This is a genomic window from Streptomyces cylindrosporus, assembly GCF_022698165.1.
GTDB lineage: Bacteria > Actinomycetota > Actinomycetes > Streptomycetales > Streptomycetaceae > Streptomyces > Streptomyces cylindrosporus.
On sequence record NZ_JALDAY010000015.1, the window covers coordinates 112,345 to 132,779 of the forward strand.

At 73.6% G+C, this 20,435-nt stretch carries 16 protein-coding genes; 10 read left to right on the top strand and 6 right to left on the bottom strand.

The features are described 5' to 3' along the window. Nucleotides 1–43: 43 nt before the first annotated feature. The 3 genes from MQP27_RS40825 to MQP27_RS40835 are packed head-to-tail and all read left to right on the top strand — an operon-like array spanning nucleotide 44 to nucleotide 3,182. A complete protein-coding gene (locus tag MQP27_RS40825; protein ID WP_242775115.1) occupies nucleotides 44–1,189 on the top strand; it encodes a glycosyltransferase family 4 protein in 1,146 nt (381 codons plus the stop codon). Further along, nucleotides 1,186–2,343 carry a glycosyltransferase gene (locus tag MQP27_RS40830; RefSeq protein WP_242775119.1) on the top strand — a complete coding sequence of 386 codons (1,158 nt, stop codon included), beginning with the start codon at nucleotides 1,186–1,188 and terminating at the stop codon, nucleotides 2,341–2,343. The genes MQP27_RS40825 and MQP27_RS40830 overlap by 4 nt, the downstream gene beginning before the upstream one ends. Then, the gene (locus tag MQP27_RS40835) at nucleotides 2,340–3,182 is read left to right on the top strand and encodes an SGNH/GDSL hydrolase family protein (protein ID WP_242775122.1); all 843 of its coding nucleotides are present in this window, start codon (nucleotides 2,340–2,342) and stop codon (nucleotides 3,180–3,182) included. Before MQP27_RS40830 ends, MQP27_RS40835 begins: the two co-directional genes overlap by 4 nt. Before the next feature lie 53 nt (nucleotides 3,183–3,235). Here the strand turns inward: MQP27_RS40835 and MQP27_RS40840 are convergent, their stop codons facing one another. Genes MQP27_RS40840 through MQP27_RS40860 form a run of 5 tightly spaced genes read right to left on the bottom strand, consistent with a single transcriptional unit; the run spans nucleotide 3,236 to nucleotide 7,657 of the window. After that, the gene (locus MQP27_RS40840; RefSeq protein WP_242775125.1) at nucleotides 3,236–4,105 is read right to left on the bottom strand and encodes a 5-oxoprolinase subunit C family protein; all 870 of its coding nucleotides are present in this window, start codon (nucleotides 4,103–4,105) and stop codon (nucleotides 3,236–3,238) included. Beyond that, the gene (pxpB, locus tag MQP27_RS40845) at nucleotides 4,102–4,719 is read right to left on the bottom strand and encodes a 5-oxoprolinase subunit PxpB (RefSeq protein ID WP_242775128.1); all 618 of its coding nucleotides are present in this window, start codon (nucleotides 4,717–4,719) and stop codon (nucleotides 4,102–4,104) included. Before pxpB ends, MQP27_RS40840 begins: the two co-directional genes overlap by 4 nt. Continuing rightward, a complete protein-coding gene (locus tag MQP27_RS40850; RefSeq protein WP_242775131.1) occupies nucleotides 4,716–5,474 on the bottom strand; it encodes a LamB/YcsF family protein in 759 nt (252 codons plus the stop codon). Before MQP27_RS40850 ends, pxpB begins: the two co-directional genes overlap by 4 nt. Nucleotides 5,475–5,525: 51 nt before the next feature. Then, on the bottom strand, nucleotides 5,526–6,365 hold the full coding sequence (locus MQP27_RS40855; protein WP_372511433.1) for a putative hydro-lyase: 840 nt from the start codon (nucleotides 6,363–6,365) through the stop codon (nucleotides 5,526–5,528). Further along, complete coding sequence (locus tag MQP27_RS40860; RefSeq protein WP_242775134.1) at nucleotides 6,362–7,657, bottom strand: MFS transporter; 1,296 nt, start codon at nucleotides 7,655–7,657, stop codon at nucleotides 6,362–6,364. Before MQP27_RS40860 ends, MQP27_RS40855 begins: the two co-directional genes overlap by 4 nt. A gap of 128 nt (nucleotides 7,658–7,785) precedes the next feature. On the opposite strand from MQP27_RS40860, the gene MQP27_RS40865 reads away from it, so the two are divergent. The 4 genes from MQP27_RS40865 (at nucleotide 7,786) to MQP27_RS40880 (ending at nucleotide 15,737) form a co-directional block, all read left to right on the top strand. After that, nucleotides 7,786–8,535 carry a GntR family transcriptional regulator gene (locus tag MQP27_RS40865; RefSeq protein WP_242775137.1) on the top strand — a complete coding sequence of 250 codons (750 nt, stop codon included), beginning with the start codon at nucleotides 7,786–7,788 and terminating at the stop codon, nucleotides 8,533–8,535. Nucleotides 8,536–8,619: 84 nt separating this feature from the next. Then, entirely contained in the window at nucleotides 8,620–10,149 is a 1,530-nt protein-coding gene (locus MQP27_RS40870) for a hypothetical protein (protein WP_242775140.1), read from the top strand. Nucleotides 10,150–10,180: 31 nt separating this feature from the next. Next, nucleotides 10,181–11,071 carry a hypothetical protein gene (locus MQP27_RS40875; protein WP_242775142.1) on the top strand — a complete coding sequence of 297 codons (891 nt, stop codon included), beginning with the start codon at nucleotides 10,181–10,183 and terminating at the stop codon, nucleotides 11,069–11,071. Nucleotides 11,072–11,108: 37 nt separating this feature from the next. Next, nucleotides 11,109–15,737, top strand: coding sequence for a hypothetical protein (locus MQP27_RS40880; RefSeq protein WP_242775144.1), 4,629 nt, complete (start codon nucleotides 11,109–11,111; stop codon nucleotides 15,735–15,737). A 12-nt stretch (nucleotides 15,738–15,749) separates the two neighbouring features. On the opposite strand, the gene MQP27_RS40885 is transcribed toward MQP27_RS40880, so the two are convergent. Next, entirely contained in the window at nucleotides 15,750–16,280 is a 531-nt protein-coding gene (locus tag MQP27_RS40885) for a hypothetical protein (protein WP_242775146.1), read from the bottom strand. A gap of 419 nt (nucleotides 16,281–16,699) precedes the next feature. On the opposite strand from MQP27_RS40885, the gene MQP27_RS40890 reads away from it, so the two are divergent. From MQP27_RS40890 to MQP27_RS40900, 3 genes are read left to right on the top strand one after another with little or no spacing between them, the layout of a single operon-like run. Then, nucleotides 16,700–19,594, top strand: coding sequence for a nitrate- and nitrite sensing domain-containing protein (locus MQP27_RS40890; RefSeq protein WP_242775148.1), 2,895 nt, complete (start codon nucleotides 16,700–16,702; stop codon nucleotides 19,592–19,594). After that, the gene (locus MQP27_RS40895; protein ID WP_242775150.1) at nucleotides 19,591–20,028 is read left to right on the top strand and encodes a roadblock/LC7 domain-containing protein; all 438 of its coding nucleotides are present in this window, start codon (nucleotides 19,591–19,593) and stop codon (nucleotides 20,026–20,028) included. The genes MQP27_RS40890 and MQP27_RS40895 overlap by 4 nt, the downstream gene beginning before the upstream one ends. 9 nt (nucleotides 20,029–20,037) lie before the next feature. Then, nucleotides 20,038–20,433, top strand: coding sequence for a DUF742 domain-containing protein (locus tag MQP27_RS40900; RefSeq protein ID WP_242775152.1), 396 nt, complete (start codon nucleotides 20,038–20,040; stop codon nucleotides 20,431–20,433). Nucleotides 20,434–20,435: the final 2 nt, after the last annotated feature.

Here is a 20,435-nt window from a genome sequence, read left to right on the forward strand (position 1 = left end):
TCGACGTTGACGCGACCACGTCCAGCCCGGCGAGAACACCGGTATGCGTGTCGTCATCGTGACCGAATCCTTTCCCCCCGATGTGAACGGCGTGGCCCACTGCGCGCTCCAGACCGCCCGGCACCTCGTAGATCGCGGTCACTCCCCGCTCGTCGTCGCCCCGGCCAGCACCGCACTCGTCGGTCGAGCCGGCACCGGGCCCGACGCCTCGGCGCCGTGCCCCGTCGTCCGTGTCCCCTCCCTCCCCCTCCCCGGCTACCCCCAGGTCCGCGTCGCCCTCCCCAGCCGACGTCTGGCCGCGGCCATCGTCGAGCACCGGGCCGACATCGTGCACCTGGCCAGCCCCTTCGTCCTCGGCGTCCGCGGCATGGCGGCCGCCGCCCGGCTCGGCATCCCCGCCGTCGCCGTCTACCAGACCGACCTGGCCGGATACGCCCGCACCTACATGGGCGCCGGCGAGGCCGCGGCCTGGCGGCGCATACGGTCCGTCCACTCCGCCGCCGACCTGACCCTCGCCCCTTCCAGCGCCTCCATGCACGACCTGGAGACCCACGACGTGCCCCGCGTCAAGCTGTGGCAGCGCGGCGTGGACACCGTCCGCTTCCGCCCCGAGCTGCGCGACGAGTCCCTGCGCCGCGAACTCGCCCCGAACGGCGAGGTGATCGTCGGATACGTCGGCCGCCTCGCCCCCGAGAAGCACATCGAGCTGCTGTCCGGCGTCTGCGGCCTCGACGGCGTGAAGGTCGTCGTCGTGGGCGACGGCCCGAGCCAGCCGAGCCTCGCCGAGGCCCTGCCCGGCGCGATCTTCCTGGGCCGCCGTACCGGCGACGACCTGGCAAGGATCTACGCCTCGCTGGACGTCTTCGCGCACACCGGCCCCTTCGAGACCTTCTGCCAGACCGTGCAGGAGGCCATGGCCAGCGGGGTCGCCGTGGTGGCGCCCGCCGTCGGCGGCCCCCTCGACCTGGTCGCCGAGGGGCGCACCGGGCTGCTGGTACCGCCGCGGGACGCGGACGCCGTCCGGGACGCCGTCCGGTCCCTGGTGGCCGACCCGGCACGCCGGGCCGCCTTCGGCGCCACCGCGCGCGTCACCGTCGAGGGGCGCACCTGGGCGGCCGTCGGCGACCAGCTGATCGGCCACTACGGGGACGTGCTCGCCGCACGCAAGAAGACGGCGGTGGCGGCATGACCTCGCTGCGCATCGTGCGCCTCGCCAACTTCGTCGCGCCCGCGTCGGGCGGTCTGCGCACCGCCCTGCGCGAGCTCGGCAAGGGCTACAAGGCGGCCGGGCACGAGCCCGTGCTGATCGTGCCCGGCGAGCGCGCCGACGACCGGGACACCGAGCAGGGCCGCGTCATCACCCTGCCCGGCCCGCTGCTGCCCGGCACGGGCGGCTACCGGGTGCTGACCGACAAGCGGCGCGTGGCCCGGCTCCTGGAGGAGCTGGCGCCGGACCGCCTGGAGGTCTCCGACCGTACGACCCTGCGCTGGACCGGCAAGTGGGCCCGCCGGGCCCGGGTCCCCGCCGTGATGGTCTCCCACGAGACCGCCGACGGGGTCCTGCGCACCTGGGGCCTGTCCGAGAACGCGGCCCGGCGCGCCGCGGACGCCCTCAACGTCCGTACGGCGCACACGTACGCGCGCGTGGTGTGCACCACCGAGTTCGCCGAGCGCGAGTTCGTACGGATCGGCGCCCGCAATGTCGTACGCGCCCCGCTGGGCGTCGACCTGGTGGAACGGCATCCCGCCCTGTACGACCCGGAGCTGCGCGCACGCCACGCGCGCGAGGACGAGACGCTGCTCGTCACCTGCACCCGGCTGTCCGTGGAGAAGCGGCCCGGCACGGCGCTGGACGCCGTCGAGGCGCTGCGGCGGCGCGGCCGCAAGGCCGTCCTGGTGGTGGCCGGCGACGGGCCGCTGCGGGCGCGGCTCGAACAGCGCGCGCGTGAGCGCAGGCTGCCGGTGACGTTCCTCGGGCACGTCTCCGACCGCGCTCTGCTCGGTTCGCTCCAGGCCTCCGCCGACGTGTGCCTGGCGCCCGGGCCGGCCGAGACCTTCGGGCTCGCCGCGCTGGAGGCCATGGCCTGCGGCACGCCCGTGGTGGTCAGCACCTCGTCCGCGCTGCCGGAGGTCGTCGGATCCGCGGGCGCCGTCGCCGCGGACCACGGGGACGCCTTCGCGGACGCCGTCGACATGCTCCTGGAACTCCCCGAGCGGGAGCGCCGGGAGACCGCACGCGCGCGTGCGGAGTGCTTCGGGTGGAACACGGCGGTCGACGCGTTCCTCGCCGCCCACGAAGCGACGGTACCGGTGCGTCGTTACGTGCCCGGGGGCGTGGCATGAGACCGGTACGTTTCGTGGCTCTCGGCGACTCGCTCACCGAAGGGGTGGGCGACCGCGTCGGCGACGGGTGGCGCGGCTGGGCCGCGCTGCTCGCCGCCGGGCTGGCCGAGGACTCCGTCGAGTTCACCAACCTCGCGGTGAGCGGGGCGCAGACCCGGGAGGTGCTGGAGATCCAGACGCTGGCCGGGCTCGCCCTGAAGCCGGACTTCGCATCCGTGGTGATCGGCGTGAACGACACCCTGCGCTGCACGTTCGACATCCATGCCGTCGCCGAACGCCTCGACAAGGTGTACGCGGCCTTCACCCGGCAGGGGGCGACGCTGCTCACGGCGTGTCTGCCCGACCCCGGCTCGATGCTCGGTCTGCCGGGGGCGCTGGCGCGTCCGCTGGCCCGGCGGCAGCGGGCGGTGAACCGGGTGGTCCACGCCCTCTCCGAGCGGTACGGGGCCGTGCATCTGCACGCCGCCGAGGAGGACTGGATCATGGACCGCGGGATGTGGAGCGCGGACCGGCTGCATCCGGGGGAGCGGGGGCATCGTCAACTGGCGGTGCGGTTCCATGCGTTGCTGGCGGAGGCCGGGCGGGCTTCCGGGCCGGCGCCCCTGGCCGAGCCGGAGTTTCCCGAACCGACCAAGTCGGCGAGTCTGTTGTGGCTGGCCACGGCGGGGACGGGGTGGGTGGCTCGGCGGTGCACCGACCTGCTGCCGCAGCTGTTGCGCCTTGCCGCGGACGAGATGCGGCATCGGGCCCGGGGGACCAGTGCGCGGCTTGATCTGCGGGCTTCGGCGGCTGTGTCGGCGGCTTTGGCCGCGTTGTCTGTGGAGGCCGACGTGGTGTAGCTGCGGGTGCGTGGGGGCTGGTCGCGCAGTTCCCCGCGCCCCTTTGGGGCGCGTCAACGCCTCCGTACTTCTATGAAGCGGATCGGCGTTCCCGGTGTGGCCTGGGCCGTGGCCGGGAGGTCCTGGGGGTGCACCACCGCGATCACCGGGTAGCCGCCTGTGGTCGGGTGGTCGGCGAGGAAGATCACCGGTCGGCCGTCGGGCGGTACCTGGACTGCGCCCAGGACCATGCCCTCGCTGGGGAGTTCACCCCGCACGGCTCGGGCCAGCGTGGGGCCCTCCGTGCGTAGGCCGATGCGGTTGCTGGCGGGGGAGACGCGGTACGTGCTCGTCGTGAAGGTGTGTTGTGCCTCCGGGGTGAACCAGTCGTCCCGTGGGCCGAGGGTTACGCGTAGGACCAGTTCGGACGGGGGCGCGGGCTGGGGGGCCACGTCCACGCGCGCGTGGTGTGTGGTCGGCGTTCCCACGGGGAGGACCATGCCGTCCGTCAGTGGCGCCGGGCCCAGGCCGGACAGGAGGTCCGTGGAGCGGCTGCCCAGGATCGGCTCCACGGCTACGCCGCCGGAGACGGCCACATAGCTGCGTACACCGGAGGCGGCCGTGCCGACGTCCAGGAGTGCGCCCGCGGGGACCCGGATCGAGGCTCCCCAGGCGACCGGGCGGCCGTCCACCGTGACCGGGCAGGGCGCGCCGGTGACGGCCGCCGTGACCGTCGAACGCGGGCGTACGGCGCAGCCGTTGACGGTGGTCTCCAGGACTGCCGCGTCGGTGGGGTTGCCGACCAGGCGGTTGGCCAGGGCCGCCGCCGGGGCGTCCAGGGCGCCGGAGCGGGGGACGCCCAGGTGGGCGTGGCCGGGGCGGCCTTGGTCCTGGACGGTGGTGAGGGCTCCGGCCCGTACGACGACGAGCGCGCGGTCCGTCATGAGGGGGCCACCGGGACGAAGCGCACGCGCGTGCCGGGTGAGAGCAGGGCGGCCGGTACGCGCGCGTGGTCCCACAGGACGGTGTCGGTGCGGCCGATCAGCTGCCAGCCGCCGGGAGAGGAACGCGGGTACACGCCCGTGTACGGGCCCGCCAGCGCCACCGAACCCGCCGGGACGGCCGTGCGCGGGGTGGATCGGCGCGGGACGTCGTAGCGGGCGGGCAGTCCGGTGAGGTAGCCGAAGCCGGGTGCGAATCCGCAGAAGGCGACGCTGAATTCGGTGTCCGCGTGGATGCGGGCGGCTTCGCGCTCGGTCACGCCCCAGTGCGCGGCGACCTCGGTGAGGTCCGGGCCGTCGTAGTGCACCGGGATCTCGATCGCGGCACGCGCGCGTGGGGGAGCGGGGGGTACGTCGGAGGCGGTGAGCTCGTCGGCGAGGCGGGCCGGGTCGTCCAGGCCGTCGAGGAGCACCGTGCGGGCCGCGGGGACGATCTCGCGGACCGACAGGGCGCCCTCCGCGCGACGGCGCAGCAACTCGGCGTGCAGGGCTTGGGCTTCTTCGCCGGAGGACACCTCGACGAGCAGGGCCCGGTCGCCGACGGGCAGCGCCCTCATGCGAAGGCCTCCACCCGGACCCCGGACTCCTGCAGACGGGTTCGCACCAGGCGGGCCAGTTCGACGGCGCCCGGCGTGTCCCCGTGCAGGCACAGGGAACGCGCGCGTACCTCGACCCGCGCCCCGGAGTGGGAGCTGACCACGCCGTCGCGCGCCAGGCCCACCGAACGCTCCACGACCGCCTCGGGGTCGGTGACGACGGCGCCGTCCCGGCCGCGCGGCACGAGCGTGCCCTCCTCGGTGTACGCGCGGTCCGCGAACGCCTCCGTGACGGCCGGGAGGCCCGCCTTGTCGGCGTACTCCAGGAGCCGGGAGCCGGGCAGGCCGAGCACCGGCAGGGCGGCGTCGGCGAGGCGTACGCCGTCCACGACCGCGCCGGCCTGCTCCTCGTCGTGCACGACGCGGTTGTAGAGCGCGCCGTGCGGTTTGACGTACGACACGCGCGTGCCCGCCGCACGCGCGAAGACCTCCAGGGCGCCGATCTGGTACGCCACCTCGGCGGCGAGCTCGGCGGGCGGCACGTCCATCGCGCGCCGCCCGAAGCCCGCCAGGTCGCGGTAGGAGACCTGGGCGCCGACGCGGACGCCGCGCTCGGCCGCCAGCTCGCACACCCGCCGCATGGTGGCCGCGTCCCCGGCGTGGAAGCCGCAGGCCACGTTGGCGCTGGTGACGACGGACAGCAGCCGTTCGTCGTCGGTCAGGCGCCAGCGGCCGAAGCCCTCGCCGAGGTCGGCGTTGAGATCGATCGAGGTCATGGATCCTTCGTGTCTCTTCTCGGGAGTGCGTTTTCTCGGGGGTGTCTCTTCTCAGGCCACGCGGTACTGCTCGTCGCGGGCATCGGTCAGGAACATCTGGCCCGGGGCGTGCGTGATGGCGAAGGGCGGGCGGGACGCCATCACCGCGGCCTGCGGGGTCACACCGCACGCCCAGAACACCGGGATGTCGTCCGGCGCGGCGTCCACCGGGTCGCCGAAGTCGGGGCGGCCGAGGTCGTCGATGCCGAGCCCCGAGGGATCGCCGCAGTGGACTGGGCTGCCGTGCACCGCCGGGAGCAGCGCGCTCTCGTCGATCGCCGCCGCCAGGTGCCGCGGTGGCACGGGCCGCATGGACACCACCATGGGCCCGCGCAGCCGCCCCGCCGGACGGCACTGGCGATCGGTGACGTACATCGGCACGTTGCGGCCCTGTTCGAGATGGCGGATGGGGACGCCCGCCCGGGCCAGCGCCGACTCGAAGGTGAAGCTGCAGCCGATCAGGAACGACACCAGGTCGTCGCGCCAGTACGCGCGCACGTCCGTCGGCTCGTCCACCAGCTCGCCGTCCCGCCACACCCGGTAGCGCGGCAGATCGGTGCGCAGGTCCGCGCCCTCGGCGAGGACGGTCGTCCAGTCGCCCGCGTCCGTGACGTCGAGCACCGGACAGGGCTTGGGGTTGCGCTGGCAGAACAGCAGCATGTCGTACGCCCAGTCGGCGGGCACGGTGATCAGGTTGGCCTGGGTGTGGCCGGCCGCGACCCCGGCGGTGGGGCCCGTGAGGCCGTCGCGGAAGCGGATCCTCGCCGTTTTCGGGCTCCACGCGTGCGCGTGCTCGTCAACGAGGGTCACGGGGCGGTCGTCGGTGACGATCCGGTCGTCGGTCCGGTTCACGCGAGCTCCTTCCCGCGCGTCTCCGGCAGCCCGAACAGCGCCAGCGCGGCGATGCCGTAGCCGATCGCACCGAACACCAGCGCGCCGCCCACGCCCCAGCTGTCGGCCAGGAAGCCGACCGTGGTGGGGAAGACGGCACCGACGGCCCGCCCGGTGTTGTACGTGAAGCCCTGACCCGTGCCCCGCACCGCGGTCGGGTACAGCTCGCTCAGGTAGGACCCGAAGCCGCTGAAGATGGCCGACATGCAGAACCCCAGCGGGAAGCCGAGCACCAGCAGCAGGGTGTTGGCGCCGTGCGGGATGTTCGCGTACGCCAGGATGCAGACCGCCGACAGCAGGGCGAACAGCCAGATGTTGCGGCGGCGGCCGAGCCGGTCGGTGAGATAGCCGCCGGTCAGATAGCCGAGGAAGGCCCCGGAGATCAGGAACGTCAGATAGCCGCCGGTTCCGACCACCGACAGCCCGCGGTCGCTCTTCAGGTACGTCGGCACCCAGGTGGCCAGCGTGTAGTAGCCGCCCTGGACGCCGGTGGAGAGCAGACCGGCGAAGATCGTCGTGCGCAGCAGGCCGGGCTTGAAGATCGCCGTGAACGAGCCCCTCTCGGCGCTGTGTTCACGTACGGCGACCGCCTTCGGGGCGTCGTGCACCCGGCGCCGCATCCAGATCACCAGCAGCGCGGGCAACGCGCCCGTCCAGAACATGATCCGCCAGGCCAGGTCGTCGCCGGCGAACGAGAACACCAGGGTGTACACGATCGCGGCCAGCGCCCAGCCCACGGCCCAGGAGCTCTGGATCGCGCCGAGCGTGCGCCCCCGGTGCTTCGCGCTCGCGTACTCGGCGACCAGGATCGCCCCGACCGCCCACTCGCCGCCGAAACCGAGGCCCTGGAGCGCCCGGAAGACCAGCAGCGTCTCGTAGTTGGGCGCGAAGCCGCAGGCCACGGTGAACACCGCGTAGGTGACCACCGTGATCATCAGCGCCTTGACCCGGCCCACCCGGTCGGCCACCACCCCCGCGAGGGCGCCGCCGACCGCCGAGACGACCAGCGTGACGGTCGTGAAGAGGCCGGTCTGACCGCTGTCCAGGCCGAAGTAGGCGGCCAGAGCCACCATGCTCAACGGCAGCGTGAAGTAGTCGTACGAGTCGAGGGCATAGCCGCCGAACGCGCCGGCGAAGGCGCGCTGGCCGCGCGGACCCAGCGCGCGCAGCCAGCCCAACGCGCCGTCGTGATCGGAGAGTTCACCGGTCTGTGAGCCGGTGACCAGGGCCTGCGGTGGAGGGGTCGTGCTCATGGGCACCTCGCAGAGGGAGACGGAGGGTGCGGAGCTGAGCGGTGCAATGAGCAGCAAGGTAGAGGATCGTTCAACGATCCTTCAATACCCGTGTTGTTTCGTTCTCGTGTCTGCGATTGAATTCCGGCATGGCAGAGCAGCTGAGCGGACTGGCCGACGACCGCGCCCTCCTGGGCCGTACCAGCACCGCCGAACGCGTCTCCGACATCCTCAGGAGCCGTATCGCCGAGGGCTACTTCCCGCCCGGAACCCGCCTGTCCGAGGACAGCATCGGCGGCGCGCTCGGTGTCTCCCGCAACACCCTGCGCGAGGCGTTCCGGCTGCTCACGCACGAACGGCTGCTCGTCCACGAGCTCAACCGGGGCGTGTTCGTACGGGTCCTGACCGTCGAGGACGTCGAGGACATCTACCGCACCCGCAGCCTCGTCGAGTGCGCCGTCGTCCGCGGCCTCGGCGCTCCGCCGTACGGCCTCGAAGCCCTCACCGCGGCCGTCGCGGAGGGCCTGCGGGCCGCCCGCGAAGGTGACTGGAAAGCAGTGGGTACGGCCAACATCCACTTCCACCGCGAACTGGTCTCCCTGGCCGGCAGCGCCCGCACCGACGAACTGATGCGCAGCGTCTTCGCCGAACTCCGCCTGGCTTTCCACATCGTGGACGACCCAAAGGCCCTGCATGAGCCGTATTTGGCCAGAAATCGCCAGATTCTGGGGGCTTTGGAGGCGGGAGAACGGGCGGAGGCCGAGAGGTTGCTTTCGGTCTACCTTGACGACTCCTTGGAGCGGGTGGTCGACGTCTACCGCCGAAGGGTCGGCGACGAGGGGGTCTTTCAGGGGCGCGGGGAACTGCGCGATCAACCCCCACCGGCCCGCACGGTTTAGACAACCCGCAGTCACCCGGCCCTACCAGCGGAGCGTTCCGCGTCGTTTGGGCCGTTGTCAGACCGAGGACCTAGTCTGTGCACCGTGACTTCGCCTGCATCGACGGACCGTGTTCCGCCCCAGCTCAGCGCGGGGCCGCGCCCCGCGCCGGGCCCGGCCGCCGACGAGGGACTGGCGCGGCGGCTGCGCGCGCTCGCCTGCACCGCGCCGCTGCACGACCTCGACGCACGCAAGGCCAACCTCGCCGGCGAGTACTCGGTGTACGGCATGGCGGAGGTCGCCCTCGCCGCCATCGACCTGGTCACCCTGAACATGGACTTCGACACGGGCGCCGACCACGACCAGATAGTGGCCCGGCTCATCCCGCGCATCGCCGCCCAGGCCCCGCAGCGCCCGGTCGCCGAGCACGAGCGCGTGGCGCGCTGGGTGCTGGAGAACCTGATCAACGTCGGCAGCGTCGACCGCGGCTTCCGGGCGGTGTACGGCACGTTCTCGACGGACGGCAGCTATGTCCGCCGCGACTACGACTTCAAGCTGATCGAGGAGGTGCCGGGCCCCGGCGGCACGGTCTACCTGCGGACCACCGACGAGGCGGTCAACGTCCTGGTCGGCGCCCTCGACACCGACGTCACCAGCGCCCAGATCGCCGCCGAGGTCAAGCTGGAGGTCCTGATCAACCGGGGCCGCCTGGCCGACGCCCAGCTCGCCGCCGAGCAGGCCCGGTACCGGACCGTGCAGTACTCGGAGACGCTGCGCCGCGCCCTGGACGCGACGCGGCGCAACGTGCGGGCGGTGGACTGGCTGAACTCCGTGCCCGACATGATCGCCGAGGCCCTGGACCACGTGGCCGACCGCTACCGCCACGAGAACGCGATCCTCACCAACATCCGCAAGGCCCGGGACGAGACGGAGGACGCCGAGCACAAGCGGCGGGCCGCCGAGCTCGTCGACATCGTCAAGGACTGCATCCGCCGGCACACGCAGCTCCAGTCCCGACTGCTGGAGGCCGGACCGCTGTTCCGCGCGGAGCAGGACCGGCAGGCCTTCGCCACACCGATGACGTCCTCGGGGATAGACCTGTACGGCCACCTGGTCTCGCCCGTGCTGCCGCTGCCGCTGGAGCAGGCGGTCCGGGTCACGGACGCGTTCTTCGCGCACGGGACCGGGATGCGTACGCCGGTGGCGGTGCGGGTCTCGGACCTCGTCGACATACTGCTGACGCCGCCCGTCGAGCGGGAGCACCTCGGCGCCGAGATGCCGGAGCCGGACCTGATCGCCACCCCGGACGACAGCCGCTTCAGCGAGGAGCAGCTGGCTGCGGCCAAGGAGTTGCTCGACCTGCCGGCCGACGCGCCGCGCCGCCTGTCGGGCCTGCTCGCCGAGGCGCGCCGCACCGGCGACCTCGAACTGCCGTACCTGGTGGCGCTGTTGTCGGTCCATGCGGCGAGCCCGGCCGTGGGCACCGCCTATCGGCAGGGCGAGGAGAAGCTGCTGTTCGCCGTGGACGACGGGACCGAGCTGGACGACCCCGAGTTCGGCGGGGCCGACCTGATCGTGGGGACCGCCCTGCTGGACGCGGCGGGGATGGCGGCGGACCGGACGGAAGCAGCATGAGCGAGCACGTGATGGACAAGGAGCCCGAGCAGTGACCGAGCACGTCGAATGGAGCGACCCGGAGACCCCGGCCCCGTCGGCGACCGCCGCCGTCACGCCCGCCGACGCCGCCGACGCGGCCCGGCTCGTCGCCTTCGGGCTGCAGCCCAAGCTGCAGCCCGCGCGCGACCAGGAGTACGCCGAACTGCTCCGGCGCTACCGGGAGGACCCGTCGTTCGCCCGGCTCGCGGACGCCGTTGCCGCCGGGCTCGGGCTCGTCGTCCTCGAGGTGTCCCCGCGCGCGGGGATGGCCGTGACGGCCGCCGAGGACTCGGTGTTCGCCGTCCGCATGGGCGACTACGCGCGTCGTACGTCCGCCGACGGCGGCGACCGCTTCCTGCACGGCCTGGCTCATCTCGCCGTCGCCGCGATGGCGTTCCCGCGCCCCGAGGACCTGGCCGACGACGGATACATCGGGCGCGTCACGGTCAACGGCGTCGACGCCTTCGTACGGCAGGCCTGCCGGCGACTGGAGGAGCGGGCCGAGGAGCAGGGCGAGAACACCGACCCGGCCTCCGACGCGCCCGGTCTGGAGGCCGCCTGGCGGATCTGGGTGAGACGCAGCGCCGCCGGTGCCACCAAGGACGCTCGCAGACTCGCCGGTTCGACGACCGGCATCATCGGCAAGGCGGTCGCCTTCCTCACCGACTCCGGGTTCCTGCAGCGCACCGGTGACGACAACGGCGGGACCTACCGGACGACGGCCCGCTACCAGCTCCAGGTGCGGGACATGGCCGGCAGCGCCGCCATGGCCGAGCTGCTGGAGCTCGGTGTCGTCCCGGTGACCGACGGCACGCCCACCCTGCTGCCCCCCGAGGACACCGAGGACCTGGAGCTGGCGGCCGACGCCGGACTGCCGTTCCACGCCTCGTCCGCCTCCTGAACCTTCCCGACCTGCCGAAGACTTACGAGAGTCCGCCATGTACGAGCTGTCCCGGGTCCGCCTCTACTCCATCGGCCCCGCCGGTGCGCGCTACGCCGACACCGTGCTTGACCTGCGGGGCGTCGGCGAGCCCGTCCCCGACCCCGCGCCGACGCAGGCGGAGTTCTTCGAGGACGAGCCGGTCGGCCCGCCGCGCCGCCCCGCGCCCGCCGGTGTGCTCTTCCTGGAGAACGGCGGCGGCAAGTCGGTGCTGCTCAAGCTGATCTTCTCGGTCATGCTGCCGGGCCACCGCAACACCCTCGGCGGCGCCAGCTCCGGCGTGCTGCGCAAGTTCCTGCTCGCCGACGACTGCGGGCATGTCGCACTGGAGTGGCAGCACACACTGACCGGCGAGTGCGTCGTGGTCGGCAAGGTCAGCGAATGGCGGGGGCGTCAGGTCTCCAACGACCCGCGGAAGTTCGCCGAGGCCTGGTACTCCTTCCGGCCCGGACCGGGCCTGTCGCTGGACAACCTGCCGGTCGCCGAGGCCACTTCGGTACGGCCGCCCGCCGAGGGCCAGTCGGGTGCCCAGGGCCGCCGCCGCACCATGAAGGGCTTCCGGGACGCCATCACCGAGGCGGGCAAGGCGTATCCGCACCTGGAGGTGCACTGGGAGGAGATCCACGACCGCTGGATCGAGCACCTCGGCGACCTCGGCCTCGACCCGGAACTCTTCCGCTACCAGCGGGAGATGAACGCCGACGAGGGCGAGGCCGCAGGCCTCTTCGCGGTCAAGAAGGACTCCGACTTCACCGACCTGCTGCTGCGCGCGGTCACCGACACCCGGGACACCGACGGACTCGCCGACCTGGTCAGCGGCTTCGGCAACAAGCTGGGCCGCCGCGCCGAGCTGATCGCCGAACGGGACTTCACCGCCGGGTCGGTGGACCTCCTCGGGCGGATCGTCGAGGCCGCCGAGAGCCGTGCGCGTGCGCGTGACATCCACGCGGGCGCCGAACGCCGTACGCGCACCTTGGCGCGGCGGCTGTCCGCGCGGGGCGTGCAGGAGCGGGCGCGGGCCGCCGACCTCGCCCAGCGCGTCACGGCGGCCGCCTACGCCGTCACGCACGCCGAGGCGGCGCGGGAGCGCAGCGCCCTGATCGCGGCCGAACTCGCCTACCGCAACGCCTCGCTGGCGCTCGCCCGCGCCGAGAAGTCGGCCGCCGCACAGAAGCGCGAACTCGCCGACGCGCGCACCCTGCACTCCGCCTGGCAGGCCGCCGAGGCCGCGCTGCGCCACCGCGCCGCCGCCGACCGCGTCGCCCGGGTGGCCGCCGCCATCCAGGAGGCCGAGCGTGACGCGGCCCCCGCCCTCGCCGCCCGCGCCAAGGCCGCCGTGGACCTCGTACGGGCCCTGCACGCGGCCGCGGAGAGCGCCGAGGCCCTCGCCAACGAGGAGGAGGAGCGGTCCGCCGCGCTCCAGGAGACGGGCGAGGCCGCCTACCGGGACTCGACCGCCGCCGCCACGGAGGCGCAGCGGGCCCGCAGCGAGGTCGGCCATCTGCGCCAGCGCCTCAGCGAGGTCGAGCAGGAGACCGCCGAGGCGGTACGGGCCGGCTGGCTCGACGACAGCGCACCCGACGCCGACCCGGCCCGCGCCGCCCTCGCGGCCAGCGACGCCGAGAAGAGCGCGGTCGCCGCCTGGGACACGGCCCGCGAGGCCGCGCGCAAGACCGCCGAGCACGCGCGCGAGGCGGCCTCGGCCGAATCCCGCGCGGAACTGACCGCGGCCCGCGCGGCCGACGCCGCCACGGCGAGCCGACGGGCGTACGAGGCCGAGCGCCGCATCGCCGAGGCCCTGGCGGCGGAGGAGCGGCTCGCCGAACTGCTCAGCCTCTTCGGCAGCGGCCCCGCCCGGTCCGCGGTCCCGCAGCCCCGCCAGGAGGCGGAGGGCGACGAGGGAGTCCTCACCCCGGAGGAACTGGACCGCTTCGCCGACGAACTGCGCGAACTGCTCGACGACTCCGTCTCCTCCGCCGAGCGGCAGCTCTTCGAGCTGCGCACCGCCGCGGCCGACGACGCGCGCATCCTCGGCGCGCTCGGCGACGGCGGGCTGCTGCCGCCCGGCCCGGACGTGCTCGCCACGGTGGAGTTCCTGGGTGAGCACGGCATCCCGGCGCTGCCGGGCTGGCGCTACCTCGCGCAGGCCGTCGACCCCGCCGACCACGCGCGCGTACTCGCTGCCCGGCCCGAACTGGTCGACGGCGTGATCATCACCGACCCCGACACGCACGCGCGTGCCCGCGACGCACTCGCCGACGCCGCACTGCTCCCACGGTCCGCGGTGGCCGTGGGCACGGCGGCCGCCCTGCTCGCACCGACACCCGCCCCGGACGACCAGCCCGGCGAGGTGTTCCTCGTACCGCCGAACCCGGCCATGCACGACGAACACGCCGCCGACGAGGAGCGCCAGGCGCTGCGGGCGCGGGCCGGCGAGCGGGACGAGGAGATCCGCACGCTCGCCGCGCGGCTCGGCAAGGACCGGGAGCTCGCGGCACGGCTCGCCTCCTGGCGCACCGGCTGCCCGGCGGGGCGGCTCGTCGAACTGGCGCAGGCCGCGCACGACGCGGGCGCGTTCGCCGAGGAGGCGGAGGCCGAACTGGCCGAGGCGCGCACCGTCCGCGCGGAGGCGGACGAGGCCGCCGCCGAGGCCGCACAGGTGCGGGACGAACGGCAGGAGGCCGCGCAGAAGGCCCGGCGCGCCGCCGACGCCCTCGCCGGGCTCGCCTTCCGGCTGCGCGAGCGGGCCGGCTGGCAGGTCAAGGTGCGCGAACTGGCCGACGAGGGCGCCGAGTCGGAGGCCCGCGCCCAGGCCTGTCTGGAGCGCGCCCGCGCCGCCGACGAGGACCGGCGCGCCGCCCAGCGGGCCGCCGACGACGCCCGCCGCACCGCCCGCGCGCTGCGTGCCGAGCGCTCCGAGATCGCGGGCGCCCCCGACGACGTACCGGACACGGATGCCGACGCGGGTGCCCCCAAGGCCTCCCTGCCGGCCCTCCGCGAGGCCTACCGGGCCGCCTCCCAGGTCTACGAGAAGGTCGGCGTCGGTGCCGACCTGCGCGCCGAACAGGCCCGGGCGGAGAGTGACGAGAGCGCGGCCCGCGCCGAGCTGGACCGGCTCAGCAACAAGGTCCGCACCCGCGCCGAGCAGCTGCTCCAGTCGCCGGACGGCTCCGACGGACCGTCCCGGCAGGCCGCCGCCGCCCGCGCCGAGGAGCTGGTGCAGCTCCTGGAGACCCGGATGTCCACCGCCAGCGAGCAGCTCGGCCGGCTGCGTGGCGAGGCCGAGCGGCACGCGCCCGAGGACGGCGAGGCCCACACCGAGCTGCCCGAGGAGCTGGAGCCGCGCGACGCCGAGCACGCCCAGGCCCTGCTGCGCACGGCCACCGCCGAACTGGCCTCGCGCACCGAGGCGTTGACCCAGGCCCGGGAGGCCCACGCCGAGCTGCTCGACGCCCACCGCGCGGCCGAGGACGGCGCCGGCGGCTTCGACGAGACCGCCGCGATGCTGCGGGACCTGCTGCGCGAGCACACTTTCGAGGAGGAGCCGGAAGAGCCGGAGCCGTACCCCGGCAGCCTCGAGGAGGCCCGGCACGCCGCCGCCGAGGCCCGGCGTTCCCTGCGCGGCTGCGCCGCCGACCTGTCCGCCGCCGAGACAGCCGTACGGGAAGCGAGCGACGTCCTCGTCCGGCACGCCAACTCCACGCGCTACGAACAGGTCCGCACCCCCGCCCGGCAGCAGATCCGCGAGCTGCCCGCCTCCGCGCTGCCCGAGCACGCCCAGAAGTGGGCGGACGCCTTCGCGCCCCGACTGCGGGTGCTCACCGACGAGTTGGCCCAGCTGGAGCGGAACCGCGACTCGATCGTGGACCGCCTGCGCGGACTGGTCGAGTCCGCGCTCGCGACCCTGCGCTCCGCCCAGCGGCTGTCCCGGCTGCCCGAGGGGCTCGGCGAGTGGTCCGGGCAGGAGTTCCTGCGCATCCGCTTCGAGGAGCCCGACCAGGCCACCCTCACCGAGCGGCTCGGCGAGGTCATCGACGAGGCGACCCGGGCCGCCGTGAAGAAGAACTCCGACCTGCGCCGCGACGGCATGTCCCTGCTGCTGCGGGGCGTGGGCGCGGCACTCCAGCCCAGGGGCGTCGCCGTCGAGATCCTCAAGCCGGACGCCGTGCTGCGCGCCGAGCGGGTGCCCGTCGGCCAGATGGGCGACGTCTTCTCGGGCGGCCAGCTGCTCACCGCCGCCATCGCCCTGTACTGCACGATGGCCGCCCTGCGGTCGAACGACCGGGGCCGCGACCGGCACCGTCACGCGGGCACGCTGTTCCTCGACAACCCCATCGGCCGCGCCAACGCCACCTATCTGCTGGAGCTCCAGCGGGCTGTGTCGGACGCGCTCGGTGTCCAACTCCTGTACACCACGGGCCTGTTCGACACCACGGCACTGGCGGAGTTCCCGCTCGTCATCCGGCTGCGCAACGACGCGGACCTCAGGGCCGGTCTGAAGTACATCAGCGTGGAGGAGCACCTGAGGCCCGGGCTTCCCCAGCAGTCGGCCGGCGAGGACGAGGCCGTGCACAGCGAGATCACGGCGACCCGCATGTTCAAGCGGCCCGCACCGGCGGCCGGCTGACGGAGGCGCGCGTCAGGAGTGCGACAGCCGGCCGGCGCCGCCCTGCCCGCGTATCCGCTCCTGTGCCCGCTCCGCGGCCCGTCCCTGCCGCCGCGCCCGGCGACGCTCGCGGCGCAGGGCACGGGCCGTGCTGCTGGGCGTGGAGACCACGCCGTTGCGCTGGTTCCACACCTGGCGGGTCACCCACACGTCCAGCGCGCCCCAGGTGGCCACCACCGTGCTGACGACACTGCTGATGACCATGGGGAAGGCCAGCCACGATCCGGCCATGGTGCAGAAGAAGGCCACCATCGCCTGGATCATCGTCACGGCGATGATGATCACCGCGCGCACCGCCGCCGTACGCACCGGATCCGGCATCCGGCGCCGCCGCGCCGGCTCCTCGACCCACAGCGGTCGGGCCTGAACCTGCCCCGCACCGCCCACCGCCTCGTACGCGTCCGCCGGAATGTCGCGATCCGGTGCCTCAAGGCTCCGCTGCTGCACCGTCACGTGCGCTCCCGCCCCATCCCCGGACGCCCTGCGCCGCTCCGCCGTGCCCATCACCGTGTCACTCCCCACCGCCAGCAGACCGCTCGCCCCGTGCCGGACGGCACGGCTCCCCAGTGGTTGCCCGGCTTGCGCTGTTTTACGCCGCCGGGGTGCGGGATGCGGCTCCTGTGGCCGATTCCGCCCCCATTTCCCATAGAGAAGGACGAACGGCGCGTCCTGAAGATTCCCAAGCAACGAAAAATTTCGGCCAACTGTCCTGGCGGGCCCGCCGGATGGGGCCCGGCCGCCACTTCGGGAAACGGGGAGGCGATCTCCCCTCATGAGCGGACAACTCCCCATGTCTCGTCGCCCGCGCGGAAGTTCAGCTTCCGGACCGCTCTTCGAGTTACCTGTGTGTCAGTAGTAGGCTCGCGCCGTTTGTTGACGTACATGTGTACCCCCGGCCGGCGGGGGACGAGCTGGGGGAGGCCATGCGCTTTCGCGGGAAGTCGATCCGCCGGAAGATCGTGGCGCTGCTTCTCGTGCCGCTGGTGTCCCTGACAGCCATCTGGGGTTTCGCCACGGTACTGACGGGACGCCAGGCGGAACAGCTGTTCAACGTGTCCGACGTGGTGGAGAAGATCGCCTATCCGATCGAGGACACCGTCCGGGTCGTGCAGCAGGAACGCCGTCAGTCCCTGGTCTACCTCGCCGATCCGCGGGCCTCCGACGGGCTGGTCGATCTCCGGCGCAGCCGGACCGCCACGGACAAGGCCGTCGCCGAGATCCGCAAGAACGCCAAGGACCCCGATGTCCGCGACGCCATGGGCACGGACGCGGGCGAGCGGCTGACCGCCGTGATGGACTCCTTCGACGGCATCGAGTCGCTGCGCCGCAGCGTGGAGGACGGCACCGTCAGCCGCGCCCAGGCCCTCGACCTCTACAACCGCCTGGTCGACCCCTGCTACGTCCTGCTCGCCAACCTCCATGTCGTCGACAACGTGGAGATGGACAAGCAGTACCGCGCCCTGGTCAACCTCGCCCGCGCCCGGGAGCTGCTCTCCCGCGAGGACGCCCTCCTCGGCTCCGCCCTGATCGTCGGCAAGCTCTCGCGCGACGAGGACCGCGAAGTCACCGACCTGGTGGCCCAGCGCAGCCTCCTGTACGACATCAACCTGCCGCTGCTGCCCTCCTCGGAGCGCGACCGCTACGAGCGGTTCTGGAAGAACGCCGCCACCGCCCCGCTGCGCGTGGCCGAACAGTCCGCCGTCTCCGCCACGAGCGGCACCGGAGAGGTCACCGCGCAGAGCTGGGACACGGCGGCCGGAAGCGTGCTCGACAAGCTCGGCACCCTCAACGACCAGGCCGGTGACCGGTATCAGGACCGTGTCCGGCCGGTGGCCCTGAACGTCATCGCCAAGGCGGCCGTCGCCGGCGTCCTCGGGCTGTTCGCCCTGCTGTTCTCGCTCTTCCTGTCCGTGCGCGTCGGCCGCGCCCTCATCCGCGACCTGCGCCAGCTGCGCCTGGAGGCCCACGAGGCGTCCGGTGTACGGCTGCCCAGCGTCATGCGGCGTCTGTCGGCGGGCGAACAGGTCGACGTGGAGACCGAGGTCCCGCGCCTGGAGTACGACAAGAACGAGATCGGCGAGGTCGGCCAGGCCCTCAACACCCTGCAGCGCGCGGCCGTCGAAGCGGCCGTCAAGCAGGCCGAGTTGCGCGCCGGCGTCTCCGAGGTCTTCGTCAACCTCGCGCGCCGCAGCCAGGTCCTGCTGCACAAGCAGCTCACCCTCCTCGACACCATGGAGCGCCGGACCGAGGACACCGACGAACTCGCCGACCTCTTCCGCCTCGACCACCTGACCACCCGTATGCGCCGGCACGCCGAGGGCCTGGTGATCCTCTCCGGCGCCGCCCCCTCCCGGCAGTGGCGCAAACCCGTCCAGCTCATGGACGTCGTCCGGGCCGCCGTCGCCGAGGTCGAGGACTACGAGCGCATCGAGGTCCGCCGGCTGCCCCGGGTCGCCGTCACCGGCCCGGCCGTCGCCGACCTCACCCACCTCGTGGCCGAACTCCTGGAGAACGCCACGGTGTTCTCCCCGCCGCACACCGCCGTCCAGGTCCTGGGCGAGCGGGTCGCCAACGGCTTTACCCTGGAGATCCACGACCGCGGCCTCGGCATGGCCGCCGACGCTCTCCTGGACGCCAACCTGCGGCTCGCCGAGACACCCGAGTTCGAGCTGTCCGACACCGACCGGCTCGGCCTGTTCGTGGTCAGCCGGCTCGCCCAGCGGCAGAACGTCCGGGTCTCCCTGCAGCCCTCCCCGTACGGCGGCACCACCGCCGTGGTCTTCATCCCCGACGCCCTGCTCACGGACGACGTCCCGGACACCAACGGCATCGGCTTCCGCCTCGACCGGCCGCACCCCTCGAAGGAGGCCGAGCTCGAGGAGAGCCACCGCGCCGCGCTCTCCCACGTGCCCGTGCAACTGCCCGGGCTGCCCGCCTCCGTCCTGGACGGCCCGGTGGAGCTGGAGGCCCCCGTCGACCTCGACGCCATCGAGGACTTGCCGGGCGCGCTCGACGACGAGGACGGCGAACGCGGCGGGATCTTCCGCCCGCGCCGCTCCATAGCCCTCGCCCAGGACGACACCGCGCCACACCACGGCGATCACCTCCCGTACGCGGACGACGGCCACGAACCGGCCCACGGCGGCCCGGACGACCAGCCGGGCGCCCCGGTGGCGCTGCCCCGCCGCCGTACGCCCAAGCTGGTCAGCTCGCACGGGCGGCCGGTCACCGAGCAGCGGTCGCGGCGCGCGGACACCGACGACGTGCCGTCGACGGGCCCCGGCCGGCCCGAAGCGGACGCCATCGCCCCGCTGCCCGCGCGTCGCAGAGGCGAGGAGCCGCTCATGGGCGGCGGCCCGGACCGGTCGGCCCCGGAGGACGCACCGCCCCTGCCGACCCGCCGGCGCGGCGCCTCGTCGCTGCGCCCCGGAGGAACCGACCGGCTCGGCGGACACGCCACAGGCCCGATGCCCGAGAAACAGGCTCCCGGCGCCGGCTCGCAGGCGCCCGGCCTTCCCGCGCGCACCGGCCCCGCCCAGATCGCACCGGGCAGCGGGGACGGCGCGGCCCAGCACCCCGGCGCGGCCCCGCTGCCCCGGCGCGTGCGCCAGGCCAGCCTGGCCCCGCAGCTGAAGCAGAGCCCACCGCGGCGCCCCGAGACCAGCGCCGAGCCGGCGGAGCGGGACGCCGACGAGGTACGCAGCCGTATGGCCTCGCTCCAGCGCGGCTGGCAGCGTGGCCGCGAGGAGAACGCCGCGGGCGACAATGCCCACAGCGGCACAGCACCACGAGGAACGACTAAGGGGGACGGTCGATGACCGCACCGAAGGCGACCGGCCACAGCGCGACCAACAAGGCCGGGGAGCTGAACTGGCTCCTGGACGAGCTGGTGGATCGCGTCGCGAGCATCCGCAAGGCCATCGTGCTCTCCGGCGACGGCCTGCCGACCGGCGTGTCCAAGGACCTGTCCCGCGAGGACAGCGAGCACCTCGCCGCCGTCGCCTCCGGGTTCCACAGCCTGGCCAAGGGCGTGGGCCGGCATTTCGAGGCGGGCAATGTCCGGCAGACCGTCGTCGAGCTCGACGACGCCTTCCTGTTCGTGACGGCCGCGGGCGACGGCAGCTGCCTCGCCGTCCTCTCGGACGCCGACTCGGACGTCGGCCAGGTCGCCTACGAGATGACGCTCCTGGTCAAGCGGGTCGGCGTGCATCTGGGCGCCACTCCGCGCACCGATCTGCCCGCGGGCGGGTAGTGGGATGTCATGAGCGCTGACGGTCAGGGAAGAAGCCACTGGTTCGACGACGAGGCCGGTCCGGTCGTCCGTCCGTTCGCGATGACGCGCGGCCGGACCAGCAGTCCGGGCCAGCACCGCCTCGACCTGATCGCGGTGGTCGTCACCGAACCCGACGCGGACGATCCGGACACCGACTCGACGCTCTCGCCGGAGCACGTGGACATCGTCGACCTCTGCCGGGACGCCCCGCAGTCCGTCGCCGAGCTCTCCGCCGAACTCGATCTGCCCATCGGAGTGGTACGGGTCCTCATCATGGATCTCGTGGCCGGAGAATTCGTCCATGTCACCCGGCCCGTGCCACCTGCGGAGCTGGTGGACGAGAGTATTCTGCGCGACGTGATCAGCGGCCTCAGGGCGCTGTGAGC